The organism is Hellea balneolensis DSM 19091 (assembly GCF_000428525.1).
In the GTDB taxonomy this organism is placed as follows: domain Bacteria; phylum Pseudomonadota; class Alphaproteobacteria; order Caulobacterales; family Maricaulaceae; genus Hellea; species Hellea balneolensis.
The window spans coordinates 1120591-1134500 of sequence record NZ_AUAC01000002.1 but is presented as its reverse complement, the minus strand read 5'-3'; the positions used below and the strand labels follow the sequence as shown (position 1 = coordinate 1134500).

Below are 13910 nucleotides of genomic sequence, written 5' to 3'. Positions count from 1 at the left end.
GAGGGATCATGGCATTAAAAATGAAAACAGCTATCCTGACCGGAGCAGTGACGCTTGTTGCTGCGATTTCCGGGCTCGCTTATGCCGCTGGCGGCGGCGGAACCGGCGACTATAAAATGGAGCATAAGCACTGGCACTTTAAAGGCGCTTTTGGAACTTATGACAAAGCGGCCGCACAACGTGGATATCAAGTATACCGCGAAGTCTGTGCCTCTTGTCACGCCCTAAAGCACCTTTCCTTTCGTCATCTTGGTGATAAAGGCGCGCCTTTCTACAATGAAGATTTTCCTAATCCCAATGACAACCCACTCGTAAAGAATTTTGCGGCAGATTGGACGATAGAGGATATCGATACCGAAACAGGTGATGTTATTGAACGCTCCGGTATTCCCGCTGATAAATTCCCCCCAATTTACCCAAATGAAGCGGCAGCGCGTGCCGGTAATGGCGGCGGCCTACCACCAGATCTTTCTGTAATTGTTGCAGCGCGCGGCGGCGGAGCAGATTACCTTTATAACCTGATGCTGGCTTATGACTCGCCGAAGCCCGATGATGTCGAATTAACCCCAGGTCTTTATTATAACCCCGTTATGGATGGCGGTAAGATTTCAATGGCCGCCCCTTTATCGGACGGGCTTGTCGAATATGCCCCGATGATGGTTAAAAATGATGCGGGTGAAATGGTCGAAGTGGCTGCGCCGGAAGCGACCGTTGAGCAAATGGCGGCTGACGTTACGGAATTTCTAGCTTGGTCATCTGATCCGAAATTAGAACAGCGCAAAAGCGCCGGATTTATGACGATGTTATATCTATTGATCCTGGCTGTGCTCTTATGGTTCTCTTATAAACGCGTCTGGAAAGATGTAGAGCATTAGGTGCTCAATACACGAAAAAGTTAAAACCGCCCGCTTTTAAACGGGCGGTTTTTTTGTAGGATGTTATCAAAATAATCTGCGGAGGTTTAAATGTCAGACTGGGTATTAGGGATTATTGGCGGCTCTGGCCTTTACGAAATTGAACGCCTTGAAAACCCTGAATGGATTTCAATTGAAACGCCTTGGGGCATGCCCTCTGATGATATCCTCTTTGCTGAGCTAGACGGGATAAAGCTCCGCTTCCTTCCGCGTCATGGCCGGGGACACCCTTTGACGCCAAGCGATGTCAATTACCGTGCCAATATTGACGCTATGAAACGGGCGGGCTGCACGGACCTTCTTTCTCTCTCCGCTGTGGGCTCCCTGAAAGAAGATTACCCGCCAGGTGATTTTGTTATTGTCGATCAATTCATTGACCGCACATTTAAGCGCGAAAAAAGCTTCTTCGGCAAAGGCATGGTCGCCCATGTTTCTGTCGCTGACCCTGTTTGCGCGCGTCTCGCAAGCTTTGCCGCTAAAGCCGCCAATGCCGCAGGCACCACCGTCCATCAAGGCGGAACATATCTCGCTATGGAAGGCCCGCAATTCTCAACCAAAGCCGAGAGCCATATGTATCGTAGCTGGGGCTGTGACGTGATCGGCATGACCAATATGCCAGAAGCCAAACTCGCCCGCGAAGCCGAACTGCCCTATGCCACCGTCGCTATGGTCACAGACTTTGACTGCTGGCACGAAGGCCACGGCAATGTAGATGTCGCCGCCGTGATTGCGGTATTAATGGAGAACGCGAATAAAGCGTCAAACACTGTGCGCGAAATGGTCAAAATTTTAAAAGCCCAAGGCCCGCGTGAAAACGGGCCCCAAGGCATAGAAACCAATCTCGATGTCGCCATGATTACAGCTCCTGAAGTGCGCGATCCGAGGGTCCTAGCTAAATTGGACGCTGTCGCGGGGCGGGTTTTAAAGCAACAGCAGGCCAAATAGAGCGCATACAAAATCAGGCATTGGCAGGATTAAAAACATCGCCGCGTGACATGCCGGATTTCATAAGTTCTATTGTGCCTACTTGGCCAACTCACGTACGTTCAGGTCGACCTAAGCTTAATTGGATTATTTCGCCATCGATATGTTTCACGCGCAGATAATTGTCTTCTACCACAACGCATTCAGGTGTGCAGCGGTCTCGGAACCCATGAATAGTAGTGCCGGCGCGCTTATAATAATTAAGTCGGGTATTGCCGATATGAAAAGAGCCTTTACCTTCATACATAGATATATTGCTTACAAGACCAGAGACTTCTTCCACGGATCCATCTTGATAAGCATTTGTAATCTCATGATGGTAAGCATTGATATTCAGGAGTATTAGGAAAGATGCAAATAATGAAAAAGCTAAAAATAATATACCTTCTTTTTTAAGCGCAAACTTTCTACCAATGTAAGGCTTAAAGAGCCAAGCTGTATATTTTGTCTTGAAGGTATGAATTAGTAAGATAGCTCCGAGGGCAATGACTAACACAAAAAGCGTTGAACGATATATTGTTAAGATATCAAGCCGATTATATATTGTGTCGAATATCACCCTAACTCCGCCACTTCAAAACCTTCACCTTCACAGGGTTCTTAAAGTCCCGCCCTTCATCTCTACTCTTCGTCCATTCGCGCTTTATCGCGTGATACCATTTGGCTTGGGTGTCTGAGTCTTCGATGAGCAGGAGTGTCGGGTCGTGTTTTAGGCCCATTTGTTGGAGGTCCACCATGTCGGCGTCTTGGCGCAGGAATTTTTGCGCGAAGGGTTTTAGGAGTGGCGCGAGGAACTTAATCAGCCACATATCGGTGAAAAATATCTGCCGAATATGGGTGTGATTTTCATTTATGGGCGTGACGGCGGTGAAAGAAAGCAGTGTCTTTTTCCCGACTTTTATCTCTTCTGTCCGAATGCCGGGGAGCTGAAAGGTGATTTCCGTGATGGGTTTTCCGCCGAGGAGCTTATAGGCAAAACTGTTTGATGATGGCGTATGGGCGGCCATGGCAAAGCCCCGCTCGCGCGGTTCAAAGCGCTTCGCTTTTTCATGCATGGATTTTTGCGACCGCCACCACCACTGCCGGTGCACATAAGGCCCGTGAGCAGGGTCCATCAGGCCTATCACAGCATGGTCCACATGACAGTTCAGAATGAGGTCATCATCCATGGTGGCTTTGCTAGTCGCAAAAGGAAAAGACGGCGGGTCAATGGGCGGGGGGCCTACAAAGCGTTTATCGCTGGCGATATAGACCCAAATCAGCTGATCCTCTTCACGTACGGGAAAAGTTCGGACTTTAATTTTTTCCGTTTCCATGGCTTGGTCAGAGGTGAGGGCAGGAATCTCTTTGCAGGCCCCATCCTCTATCCCGAAGCGCCAGCCATGATAGGGACATTCAACGGTTCCGCCTTTGATACAGCCCTCTGAGAAAGGCGCGGCGCGGTGGGGACAAATATCGCGTATAGCGAAAAGAGTGCCGTTTTCTTGGCGGCCCAGCGTGATAGGCTCGCCCGCAATTTCGCGGCGCACCATTTTGCCGCGCTTCACGTCAGGTGATAGTCCTGCAAAATACCAAATATCGAAAACAAAATCGGCGGAAGGTTTCATAATTTCCCGCCTTGTTTTTTAAAATCACTGCGGGGTAGGTTGAGCTTAAATTTCAGACTCAGCCCTCGCACGGTGAAGGCGGCTATTGCGCCTATAGTAAGGGACGCACCTTCTGAAAGGCCGGAAGATATCGCGATATAAAAACCGGCTGCGCCGATTATGGCTGCGGTGGCATAGATTTCCTCGCGCAGTAATAGCGGCGCTTCATTACAGACCACGTCGCGCAACAACCCGCCCGCTGTGGCGGTCATGGCTCCCATAAGGGTACAAATCATAAAACCATGGCCAAGGCTCGCGGCTTTAGACCCGCCGACCACAGCAAAGAGAGCAAGCCCCATGGCATCGACCCAAACGAGCGCTTTGATACGCGCCCAAAAATGCGGCCCAAAAAACGCGGCTAATCCGGCTAAGGTGGCGAGGGAGAGCGATATAGGGTCATCGAGCCAAAAGACGGGCTGCCCCAATAATAAATCGCGTAAGGTGCCGCCGCCAATGGCGGGCAGCCAGGCAATGATGATAATACCAAGAATATCAAATTTCTGCCGCACAGCCATTAACCCGCCCGAAAGCGCAAAGACAAAAACGCCCGTCCAATCAAATAGATTTAATATGAGCTCACCCGTCATGGGCTTGCCATAGCTAAAACTTGCGCCGCTGTCAGGCCATTTTCGCGAAGTGAGTGAAGACTTGTATCAAGGCCCCGTTTAGAGAGTTTCTCGCCATCCTCACGGGTGAGGAGTTCATGGTGATGATATATGGGTGTTGGCCACCCCATGAGGTGCTGGATGAGAACATGAAGCGGGGTCTCTTCGAATAAATCCATGCCGCGCACGACATGGGTAATACCTTGGAGGTGATCATCATGAGTCACGGCGATATGGTAGCTCACGCCTATATCTTTGCGCGCAATGATGGGGTCGGGACGACCCGATGCAGCCCATAGATTTAACGCAAATTTTGCATCAATGGCCTTATTTTTTTTCTCAAGGCCTGTTTCATCAAATACAAGTGAGTGATCTCTCATCAACTCTAGAGATTTCGAGAGATTTAAACGCATAGCATAAGGCAGAGAGGGTTTTGGATGGGGTGTGTTGTCGCCGACTGTAAACTGCGCAAGATAATCTGACGGCCGCAGTGTATTTTCAAGCTCTGAGCGCTGACCCGCTTTTAACTTGCTCCTTGTGAGCGTGCAGGGATAGGCCAAGCACCGCTCCAAGAGCGAGGCAACGACCTTTGCATAATCCATGTAATGACGACTTTGCACGCGCACGGGAATAGGCCAATCAAAGCCAAGCCAGTTCAAGTCTTGATATATGCCTAGCTTGAAATCCTGTTTGCAGCGCGTATGGTCGATATCTTCAATACGAAGAAGGCATTGACCATTTTCCGTGGCTGCAAAGCCAAAGGCCTCTTTTGCGGCGAGCGCATGCCCTAAATGCAGCCGTCCCGTCGGCGAAGGCGCGAAACGGGTACGCATGTCTATTACCTGCGCATCATGCCGCCGAGGATACCGCGTATAATTTTGCGGCCTTGGCTGCGTAGGAGTTGACGCCCGACAAGTTTAACCTCGTGCATGATGTGATCTGTTGCTGTTTTTTGGCGGCGCCCCGAACTGCGGCGCGAGGATGTTGAGGCTTTCTTTTTCCGCGGAGCCGTTTTTTTCTTAACGGTTTTGGCATCAGCTTCTTTTGATTTCTTCGCCTCTTCTTTTATCTTTTCGGTTTTCTCGAATAACATCTCATAGGCGGATTCACGGTCAATCATGGTGTCGTAAATATCGCCTACAGGGCTATGGCTCATTACCGCTTTGCGTTCCGTTTTTGTGGCGGGACCAAGGCGGGAAGCTGGCGGGCGGATTAGCGTGCGACCCACAATGCCCGGCACGCCTTTTTCATCCAAGAGCGAGACAAGCGCTTCACCCACTCCCAAATCGGTAATGACTTCTTCTGTGTCTAGATTTGGATTTTCGCGGAAAGAACTTGCCGCTGCGCGAATGGCTTTTTGTTCTTTGGGCGTATAGGCGCGCAAGGCGTGTTGAATACGGTTGCCAAGCTGTCCTAAAACACTGTCGGGTATATCCATTGGGTTTTGCGTGACGAAATAGATGCCGACGCCTTTTGAGCGGATAAGCCGTGCGACCTGTTCAATCTTTTCCACCAGAGCTTTGGGCGCATCATCAAAGAGCAAATGCGCTTCGTCAAAAAAGAAGACCATTTTTGGCTTATCAGGATTTCCAACTTCTGGCAGCTCCTCGAAAAGTTCTGAGAGCAGCCAAAGCAAAAATGTCGAATAGAGGTCAGGTGAGTTTATGAGCTCATCCGCCGCAAGGATAGAAACCATGCCTTTACCCGTCTTTTTATCAACCCGCATCAGGTCAGATAGCTTAAGGGCGGGTTCGCCGAAAAACTCTTCTGCACCGGCGCGTTTTAGCTTCAGCAGGCTTCGGCGAATAGCCGCGACGGATTGAGATGTCACATTGCCGTATTCGCGGCTGACCTCCTCTTTATTTTCCGACATGTGGTTGAGCACTGCATTTAAGTCTTTCATATCGAGCAGCAGCATCTCTTCATCTTCGGCAAGCTCGAAAGCAATGGTCAGGATGCCTTCTTGTGTCTCGTTCAAATCCATCAGCCTCGCTAATAAGGTCGGGCCCATTTCCATAATCGTTGTACGAACGGGGTGGCCTTGTTTGCCGTAAAGATCCCAGAATATGGCGGGCATAGCCTCATACTCATATCCGCTGCCGAGCATACCTGCATAATCATTGCCGATAAGCCCGATTTTTTGCGCCCGCGCGACGAGCTTGTCATGGAGCTTATGATCCTCTGAGCCCGCTTGGCTAAGACCCGAGAGATCGCCCTTCACGTCAGCGGCAAAAACAGGAATGCCGGCCTTGGAAAACCCTTCCGTCAAGATTTGAAGCGTGACGGTTTTACCAGTTCCGGTCGCGCCGGCGATAAGGCCGTGCCGGTTGGCGAGCTTGAATAAAAGCTCTTGCTGCTTTCCGTCAGTGTCCGTGCCGACAAAGATTGAGTTGCTCATGAGGTCTCCGAAAGTTCATGCATCCTATTCGGCTTTGTTATGAGCTATCGACCCTGAATGCAATATTGACGCGCTGCGCGAAACGGGGCCATATACGCCTATGGATACAACAATTCGCTCTTGTCTTTTAGTGCTCACATTTATCGCGGTTACCGCCTCGTTTTATTATATGCGGGATTTGATTACGCCCTTTGCGCTTGCCATATTTATCTGGCTCATCATTGATACATTTGCGCGGTGGATGGACGGGTTGTCGTCCAAATTCCCTTACTGGTTGGCCCTGACGGTGGCAATTTTAACCGTGGTGGCCTCTATCGTCGGGATTATATTAATCATTGCGGATACTGCGGAAAGCGTGGTTGGCCAAGCGCCGCGATATGGCAAACGCCTTGATGAAATATTCCATTGGGTTGGCGGGTTGATTGGTAATGAGGATCTCAGCATTGATAGCTTTATTGCCTCGCTAGAGCTTGAGGACAAAATGCGGTCGGGCCTTGCAGGTTTTGCGGGATCTGTGCAGGGCGTATTGTCCAATCTGGCAACCATCGCAATTTACGTGGCGTTTCTTTTTGCTGCGCAATCGTCATTTCCCAAAAAGATGGATGATCTATTCCCTGATAAATCAGGCCGTTCACAAGCCGCGAAAGTCTTTGCGCGTATTCGCACCTCTATCGAAAAATATATCGGCGTTCAGACGATTATCAGTCTTATGCAGACCGTGATTTCCTATGCGATTATGGCGGCCCTCGGCTTAGAGAATGCTCTGTTTTGGGCGCTTGTTATATTTATACTAAATTATATTCCGATTGTCGGCGGGTTAGCCGCCGTCGCCTTGCCTGTGGCTTTCGGGCTTGTGCAGTTCGAAACGCTAACACCGATCATTATTTTAGCCGGAGGATTATTCGGCGCGCAATTTATCATTGGTAATACGATACAGCCCAAAATGATGGGCGATAGTATGAACCTGTCGGCGCTTGTGGTCGTGTTGTCTCTCACGCTTTGGTATGCCCTTTGGGGCGGCGTAGGCGCTTTTCTCTCTGCACCACTCACGGTGATTATTATGATTATTCTGGCGCAATTCCCGACAACACGCTGGATTGCTGTTTTGCTCTCAGCCGATGGTCAACCTGACATGGATGATACGGGTAAGAAGAAAAAAGCCGCTACGCCGTCTATGTAGGCTCTTGAACTTTGAACAGTTTGTCCTGCCACATCAAAGCTCGGCCTGAGACAAACCAAATTATCAGCGCGATGAGAATACCTAAATAGGCATCAACCGCATAGTGCCACGCCAAATGTACAGAGCCGATCATAATACAGATTAAGAAAGCCATCATCACATGGCCAAAACCTTTATTGATGCGGTAAGCCGCGAGCATGAATAGGGTGCTAGTCGCGTTATGCAAGCTTGGCATGGCGGATATGCCTGACAGGCCGCCATTGGACGGGTTGAGGTAACCTGCACGTAGCATATCTTGCGCGCCCAAGGCTAAGACTTCATGACTTTCATTGATGCTGCCTAGAAATGCCATTTGCGAGGCATAAGGATTTGTAGGGGCATTGACGAGATCGTAAAAAGCGGGTCCCATTGACGAGAAAAGCGTTGCTAAAACGGTGCCGCCAATAATCCAGCACCAGATGAAACTGAGTAGAAATTGACGCTCCCACCCCTGATCTGATTTCGTCCAGCCCGAGCATAGCCAAAACCCAAACATGACAAAGAACCACAGATTATAAATAAAATTGAGCATAAGAGTTGGCGCGTTTGAGCCAAATAAAGGTTGTAAAAGCCGCCAAGGGTCCTGTCCGAAATGCAAGAGGCGGTCCATTTCCATAAAGGCGATGTCCCATCCATAAGGGTTGAGAAGCGGAATAACGGATTTCATTTCAGTAAAGGCCATAAAACCCAGCATCATGACTCCGATAGCCGGAATCGCTTTGGCCCAGCGCGGAGGGCTTAGGATCAAAGGTCTATAAAATTCGATAAAGGCGCGGGTCAAATGTTTTGGCTTTTTTACGATCGCCATATAAAAAAAGACGGCAATAAGTGAGGCCATGAAGGTAAGCGGCACCATGAAGACAAATATCATTTCAAGATACGGCCAAGCGGAAAACCCAAAGTCTTTACCCAAAGACGTCGTTATAATTACGGCTATGATAAAATAAATAATGCAGCTCATGATCAAAAAGGCATGTGTGCGAAGCTGTTGTCTTAAGAGCCTTGCAAAGCTGTGCGGCTTACTCTCAAGCGGCAGAAAAGAAGACGAAATGTGGTCGGCCATGAAACCTCAATGATAATCGAAGTGGCGACATAGCAAATCACCGTTAAAATTCACTTTATGCCTAACCTCACGACACTTTAGAGCCTCACGTCACTGTGATGCATGTGTTTATAGCCTATTCAGCTTTGGTGTCATAAAGAGGCGTCATGAAAAAATTACTCCTGATACCTTTTGCCTTGTTTCTGACAACGTCCGCTTTTGCAGGGGACAGCACACAGCCCAATTCTGTTGTTGAGCTCTTTACGTCGCAAGGATGCTCTTCATGTCCACCGGCCAATAAATTTGTTGGTAAGCTTGCTGATGAGGGTGATAAGTTAGTTCTGAGTTACGGCGTAACTTATTGGGATTATTTGGGCTGGAAAGACACGTTTGGTGATCCGAAGTTTACGCAGCGTCAACGCGAATATGGCAAAGCTCTAGGCGCGGCTAATGTGTACACGCCACAAATCGTCTTAAACGGGTCCGCGCATAGTCCGCGGTACTCCCGCAAAGATGTAAATACGATGCCCCTTCCGGATACAAAACCAACAGCGTTCATAACATCCGGCGATAAAGGCCTTATCGTGACAGCGGATGCAGAGGCGAACGCCAAGCTCGTGATCGTGTCCTACATGCCGGGCGAGCAGGCTGTCCCGGTTAAAAGAGGAGAAAATGGCGGGCGGACTCTAAAAATATCAAATGTTGTAACTGATGTGACCCCCGTAAATTGGAATGGCGGTGTCTCAAGAACCAAGATTATGCCGCAAAAGGGCCAAGCCTATGCCGCCCTGTTCCATGATTATGAAACAGCCAAGATTATAACAGCGGCAGTTTACCTCCCTTAAGGCCTTATTCCTAAGTCATTTAGAAGAAAAACTGCCATTGCCCCTATAGGGGCAAGGGCGTAAACGCATCTATATGAGCGGAATTTTATATGTAGCCTTAGGCGGCGCGTTGGGGGCAAGTGCACGGCATGTGCTGGGTGTAGGCACGCTAAAAGCCTTTGGCCCCGGCTATCCCCATGGAACGATGGCAGCAAATGTAATTGGCGGGTTTTTGATGGGTATTTTGGCCGGATGGTTAGCCTTAAAAGTCAGCGGCCATACAAATCTAAGACTATTTTTAGGTGTTGGACTATTGGGCGGATTTACCACTTTCAGCGCTTTTTCTTTAGATGCTGTGTTGATGTATGAGAAGAAAGCCTATGGCGCGTTACTAGGCTATGTGGGCGGTTCTGTTATTCTTTCTATTGGCGCTTTGATGATGGGCCTCATCTTAGCTCGTAAAGTTTTTGGCTCTTCGGCAGGTGTGATGTGAGCGGTGTACAGAAAATCACGGTCGAAGATACTGATGCGGGGTCCCGGCTTGATCGTTGGTTTAAGCGGCAGTTTCCGCATATTGCCCATGGTAAGGTTGAAAAATTGTTGCGCACAGGACAGCTCCGTGTGGATGGGAAACGGGCCAAAGGCAATGTTCGTATAGAGGGCGGCCAAATTATACGTATTCCGCCTCTTCCCGAGCCGACAGAGATCAAAAAAACAGCCCCCGTGAATGAGCGTGATGCAGCCTATATGCGCTCTATGATCATTTATGAGGACGCGGATATTGTTGCGCTCAATAAACCTCACGGTATTGCTGTCCAAGGCGGCACAGGTACAACGCGCCACATTGATGGTTTGCTACCAGCCTTGGGAGAGGGGTGCCGATTGGTCCACCGCTTGGATAGAGACACCTCAGGCGTTTTAGTAATTGCAAAAAATGTTCGCTCAGCCAAATGGGCGGGCCGCGCATTCCAAAGTCGCCGCGCCGAGAAAGTTTATTGGGGCGTGAGTAATGGCGTTCCCAAGCCTTCGGGCGGCGAGATTAAAGGTTATATGGCCAAAGGGCGGCTTGATAACCGCTTTGGTAATAAGCACGAAGGCAAAGAAGTTATGGAAGCGGTGCGTCACGGCGCTCCAGGTGCTAAGCATGCCAAAACTCTCTATCAATGCGTGGCGAAAGCGGGACAACGTGCCGCTTGGGTTGTGATGCAGCCACTGACAGGTCGGACGCACCAATTGCGTCTTCATATGCAGCTCCTCGGGGCGCCAATAGCGGGTGATCCGAAATATATGACGGACAGACCGTTACCGGGCGGGCTTGAGAATATGTTGCATCTCCATGCCCGGTCTTTGACCTTGCCGCGTGAGGGTCAACACCCGCTTTATATTGAAGCGCCTGTCCCCCCGCATATGGCACAAGCATTTGAGGTCATGGGCTTTCATGAGGCCGTCCCAGTAGTGGACTGGGATGAGCTCGGCTGATGGATTTACGGAGAATAAAATACATTTATGAGCTTTATGAAAATAAGGCGTATGTTGATGCTGAAATTGGCATCAGAAATTTGTTGAAAGAAGCGCCAAACAACACCGATGTTTTAAGATTAGGGGCCCTTACAGCCCTGAGTTTGAACCAAGTAGTTACAGCTCATGCCCGTTTAATGGAAGCAATGAAAATTTGCCCGATAACGGCAGAAATGGCCAATACGTTAGGTAATATTTTAAAAGCGGCTGGAGAGTGGTCTCAAGCTGAGGAGGCTTACAGGCAAGCGATAGATTTAGATCAGACATATGAACCTGTTAGGGCTAACTTAATTGATTTATTGATTGCATCGGGTCAGGCAAAGCGTGCCTACATGGAAATAAACCAACAGTTAAATGCCTACGGTGCCTCTGATTTTTTGAATTTGGCGAGTGCCAATGCGCTAATCTTATTGGGACGCTACAATGAAGCTTTAGCATGCGCCAATAAGCTAAGCAAAGTTTTTAGCGCTGAAAAATTAGCGAAGTTAAAAGTGCAATTATATTTCCATCTGGAAAGATATGAAGACATGCGAAAGTCGCTTGATATGCTTCCTGCTGATAGCCCATATGCTGAAGAGAGTGTTGCTCTGGCGGTAAATGCTTATGCAATGCAAGATGATTGGAAAACGGCTCAAGACATTATCAATTCCGTTTGCATGAAACCAAACGTCTTACCAAGTGTTTTAGTTAAATCTACTCACTTATTAAGTCGCGGAGGACATATTGCTGAAGCTGAAAAGATCCAACATTTAGGGCAGTCTCGTTTCTCGGAACACGTCGATATTCTCGCTGCAAAAGCTAAACAGCTTATGGAGAGAGGGCAACCTCAGGAGAGTTGTGAAGGTTACAAGGAGGCCTTAGCGCTGCGCCCAGGCGATTATAAAATCATGATACAATATGCGCAGGCCTGTCTTTTGGCAGATAGATTAGATGAGTGTGCAAGCCTAATTCAAGGGGCTTTGCAGCAGGCCCCAAATAGCCAGTTACTTTTTGCTCTGGCAGCAACATTGCAGCGCAAGAGAGGCGTAAGCTACCAAACGCTATATAATTATGATCAATTTATTCAGATTTATGATCTAACGCCGCCTAAGGGGTATAAAAACATTAGTAGTTTTAATGACGCTCTCAAAGATTGCTTGGAACAATATCACGGTTTTAAATCCGAGCCATTAAATCAATCGCTGAGAATAGGCATTCAAACTGATACTGATTTAGCGATTATTGATGACCCTGTACTAAAGTCTTTTTTTGAAGTGATTGATGCGCCGATAGTCAATTACATAAAAAAAATAGGATATGAGCCTAATCACCCTTTAAAACGCCGTAACACTCATCAGTACCGCATAAATGGAGCTTGGTCTGTCAAGCTTTCCGAAAAAGGCCATCACGTAAACCATGTTCATCCAATGGGGTGGATAAGTTCATCCTATTATGTTGATGTTCCGGATGTTGTGCAGGACTCTCAGGATAAAGAAGGTTGGATAAAATTCGGCGAGCCTGATATTCCCGGATTAAATCTGAGGGCTGAGAGATATGTCGAACCAAAAGGCGGTCGCCTCGTGCTCTTTCCTTCTTATATGTGGCACGGTACTGTCCCTTTCACAGGCAGCCAAACGCGCTTAACTTTGCCTTTTGATGTACTGCCGGCTTGATGGCTAAAAAGGCGGCGAAACGATTTTATAAAAATGTCTCAACGGCAGAAGGTGAGGGCGGATGGTTGATTCAATTGGATGGCCGTACGCTAAAGAGCCCCGGAAAACTCACGCTTCTAGTTCCCACAGAAAAATGCGCCAAGCTGATTGCCGCTGAATGGGACGCGCAAGACGAGTATATCAAGCCTGAAACCATGCCGGTGACGCGGCTGTTAAATGTGGCCGTTGAACAGACGCCTGACAACCGCGAGGCTTTAATAGCGGAAGCGAGGAAATATGCAGGGACCGACGCGCTCTGTTACCGCGAAGGCGAGGTGCGGCTTTACAAAGAACATCAAGCCGTGAAATGGGATCCCGTATTGGCGTGGGCCGCAGAGCAGGGCGTGGCCCTTAAAACGACAGAAAGCCTGATTGCGATTGAACAAGATAAGCAGGCTCTGAACTCTATTGCAGATTTTGCGCGGAGCTTGCCTGACATGCAGCTCACGCTGTTTGTGCATTTGGTGGCAGTTTATGGCTCGGCTATTTTGGCTATGGCTGTTTTGAAATCCTACCTCAAAGGAGAGGAGGCTTTCGAGCTTTCCCGCTTGGCTGAGATTTGGCAGATCAAATATTGGGGTGAGGATGAAGAGGCGAAAGAGCGCACAGATGGCATTCGTCATGAAATCAACGCCTTATGCGAATTATTGGAGGATTAGATGACAGACCCTGTGATTGTGAAAGAAAGAGACGGCGGAAAATATACGCAAGACGTCAACACGCCACGTCATCATTTTTATGCAGACGAACCTGCCTCATACGGTAGCGCTGATTTAGGGCCTGCACCCTATGAGCTGCTCTGCGCCTCTCTCGGCGCTTGCACATCAATTACGCTACGCATGTATGTAGAGCGCAAAGACTGGAACGTGGAGAACATCTCCGTGAAAGTAACACATGAAAAATTACACCTTAGCGACTTACCGCCGAAAGATATTTTCAAAAGAGAGATCACGATAAAAGGCAATGTCGATGAAAAACAGCGTGCCAGAATTATAGAGATCGCAAATAAGTGCCCTGTTCATAGAACGCTGGAAGCCAGTAGCGAGATTGAAACACGGGAAGTATAAAT

The 13910-nt window shown here is 48.7% G+C and carries 15 protein-coding genes; 9 read left to right on the top strand and 6 right to left on the bottom strand.

Going from position 1 to position 13910, the window contains the following annotated elements; translation table 11 throughout:
* Positions 1 to 8 precede the first annotated feature (8 nt).
* Positions 9 to 875 (top strand): cytochrome c1, encoded by an 867-nt coding sequence (locus F569_RS0105510; RefSeq protein WP_051279358.1) that lies wholly within the window; start codon positions 9 to 11, stop codon positions 873 to 875.
* Between the two features lie 90 nt (positions 876 to 965).
* Complete coding sequence (locus tag F569_RS0105505; protein WP_026941385.1) at positions 966 to 1859, top strand: S-methyl-5'-thioadenosine phosphorylase; 894 nt, start codon at positions 966 to 968, stop codon at positions 1857 to 1859.
* Between the two features lie 91 nt (positions 1860 to 1950).
* Here the strand turns inward: F569_RS0105505 and F569_RS0105500 are convergent, their stop codons facing one another.
* Genes F569_RS0105500 through F569_RS0105480 form a run of 5 tightly spaced genes read right to left on the bottom strand, consistent with a single transcriptional unit; the run spans position 1951 to position 6547 of the window.
* Positions 1951 to 2457, bottom strand: a complete 507-nt coding sequence (locus tag F569_RS0105500; RefSeq protein ID WP_026941384.1) for a hypothetical protein — start codon at positions 2455 to 2457, stop codon at positions 1951 to 1953.
* A gap of 1 nt (position 2458) precedes the next feature.
* Positions 2459 to 3505 carry an aromatic ring-hydroxylating oxygenase subunit alpha gene (locus F569_RS0105495; RefSeq protein WP_051279356.1) on the bottom strand — a complete coding sequence of 349 codons (1047 nt, stop codon included), beginning with the start codon at positions 3503 to 3505 and terminating at the stop codon, positions 2459 to 2461.
* Entirely contained in the window at positions 3502 to 4131 is a 630-nt protein-coding gene (locus F569_RS16650; protein WP_034387242.1) for a trimeric intracellular cation channel family protein, read from the bottom strand. The genes F569_RS0105495 and F569_RS16650 overlap by 4 nt, the downstream gene beginning before the upstream one ends.
* On the bottom strand, positions 4128 to 4982 hold the full coding sequence (gene gluQRS, locus F569_RS16645; RefSeq protein WP_034387240.1) for a tRNA glutamyl-Q(34) synthetase GluQRS: 855 nt from the start codon (positions 4980 to 4982) through the stop codon (positions 4128 to 4130). Before gluQRS ends, F569_RS16650 begins: the two co-directional genes overlap by 4 nt.
* Positions 4983 to 4987: 5 nt before the next feature.
* Complete coding sequence (locus F569_RS0105480; RefSeq protein WP_026941382.1) at positions 4988 to 6547, bottom strand: helicase HerA-like domain-containing protein; 1560 nt, start codon at positions 6545 to 6547, stop codon at positions 4988 to 4990.
* Positions 6548 to 6647: 100 nt separating this feature from the next.
* Between F569_RS0105480 and F569_RS16640 the strand changes: the two genes are divergently transcribed.
* Complete coding sequence (locus tag F569_RS16640; protein ID WP_051279354.1) at positions 6648 to 7727, top strand: AI-2E family transporter; 1080 nt, start codon at positions 6648 to 6650, stop codon at positions 7725 to 7727.
* On the opposite strand, the gene F569_RS18785 is transcribed toward F569_RS16640, so the two are convergent.
* A complete protein-coding gene (locus F569_RS18785) occupies positions 7720 to 8829 on the bottom strand; it encodes a phosphatase PAP2 family protein (protein ID WP_051279352.1) in 1110 nt (369 codons plus the stop codon). The two genes, F569_RS16640 and F569_RS18785, sit on opposite strands and share 8 nt — an antisense overlap.
* 146 nt (positions 8830 to 8975) lie before the next feature.
* Here F569_RS18785 and F569_RS16630 point away from each other — a divergent pair, with 146 nt between their 5' ends.
* From F569_RS16630 to F569_RS0105440, 6 genes are all read left to right on the top strand, one after another.
* Positions 8976 to 9653 carry a DUF1223 domain-containing protein gene (locus tag F569_RS16630; protein ID WP_051279349.1) on the top strand — a complete coding sequence of 226 codons (678 nt, stop codon included), beginning with the start codon at positions 8976 to 8978 and terminating at the stop codon, positions 9651 to 9653.
* Positions 9654 to 9726: 73 nt separating this feature from the next.
* Positions 9727 to 10125, top strand: coding sequence for a fluoride efflux transporter CrcB (gene crcB, locus F569_RS0105460; RefSeq protein WP_026941381.1), 399 nt, complete (start codon positions 9727 to 9729; stop codon positions 10123 to 10125).
* Positions 10122 to 11111 (top strand): RluA family pseudouridine synthase, encoded by a 990-nt coding sequence (locus F569_RS0105455; RefSeq protein WP_026941380.1) that lies wholly within the window; start codon positions 10122 to 10124, stop codon positions 11109 to 11111. Before crcB ends, F569_RS0105455 begins: the two co-directional genes overlap by 4 nt.
* On the top strand, positions 11111 to 12802 hold the full coding sequence (locus F569_RS0105450) for a putative 2OG-Fe(II) oxygenase (protein WP_026941379.1): 1692 nt from the start codon (positions 11111 to 11113) through the stop codon (positions 12800 to 12802). The genes F569_RS0105455 and F569_RS0105450 overlap by 1 nt, the downstream gene beginning before the upstream one ends.
* Complete coding sequence (locus F569_RS0105445) at positions 12802 to 13500, top strand: ATP12 family chaperone protein (protein ID WP_026941378.1); 699 nt, start codon at positions 12802 to 12804, stop codon at positions 13498 to 13500. Before F569_RS0105450 ends, F569_RS0105445 begins: the two co-directional genes overlap by 1 nt.
* The gene (locus F569_RS0105440; RefSeq protein ID WP_026941377.1) at positions 13501 to 13908 is read left to right on the top strand and encodes an OsmC family protein; all 408 of its coding nucleotides are present in this window, start codon (positions 13501 to 13503) and stop codon (positions 13906 to 13908) included. It begins immediately after the preceding gene.
* Positions 13909 to 13910 lie beyond the last annotated feature (2 nt).

Coding starts and splice junctions, on each gene's coding strand:
- F569_RS0105445 (WP_026941378.1), top strand. CDS start 12,802: ATGGCTAAAAAGGCGGCGAAACGATTTTATAAAAATGTCTCAACGGCA.
- F569_RS18785 (WP_051279352.1), bottom strand. CDS start 8,829: ATGGCCGACCACATTTCGTCTTCTTTTCTGCCGCTTGAGAGTAAGCCG.
- F569_RS0105480 (WP_026941382.1), bottom strand. CDS start 6,547: ATGAGCAACTCAATCTTTGTCGGCACGGACACTGACGGAAAGCAGCAA.
- crcB (WP_026941381.1), top strand. CDS start 9,727: ATGAGCGGAATTTTATATGTAGCCTTAGGCGGCGCGTTGGGGGCAAGT.
- F569_RS0105440 (WP_026941377.1), top strand. CDS start 13,501: ATGACAGACCCTGTGATTGTGAAAGAAAGAGACGGCGGAAAATATACG.
- F569_RS0105505 (WP_026941385.1), top strand. CDS start 966: ATGTCAGACTGGGTATTAGGGATTATTGGCGGCTCTGGCCTTTACGAA.
- F569_RS16630 (WP_051279349.1), top strand. CDS start 8,976: ATGAAAAAATTACTCCTGATACCTTTTGCCTTGTTTCTGACAACGTCC.
- F569_RS0105510 (WP_051279358.1), top strand. CDS start 9: ATGGCATTAAAAATGAAAACAGCTATCCTGACCGGAGCAGTGACGCTT.
- F569_RS16640 (WP_051279354.1), top strand. CDS start 6,648: ATGGATACAACAATTCGCTCTTGTCTTTTAGTGCTCACATTTATCGCG.
- F569_RS0105450 (WP_026941379.1), top strand. CDS start 11,111: ATGGATTTACGGAGAATAAAATACATTTATGAGCTTTATGAAAATAAG.
- F569_RS16650 (WP_034387242.1), bottom strand. CDS start 4,131: ATGACGGGTGAGCTCATATTAAATCTATTTGATTGGACGGGCGTTTTT.
- F569_RS0105495 (WP_051279356.1), bottom strand. CDS start 3,505: ATGAAACCTTCCGCCGATTTTGTTTTCGATATTTGGTATTTTGCAGGA.
- gluQRS (WP_034387240.1), bottom strand. CDS start 4,982: ATGCGTACCCGTTTCGCGCCTTCGCCGACGGGACGGCTGCATTTAGGG.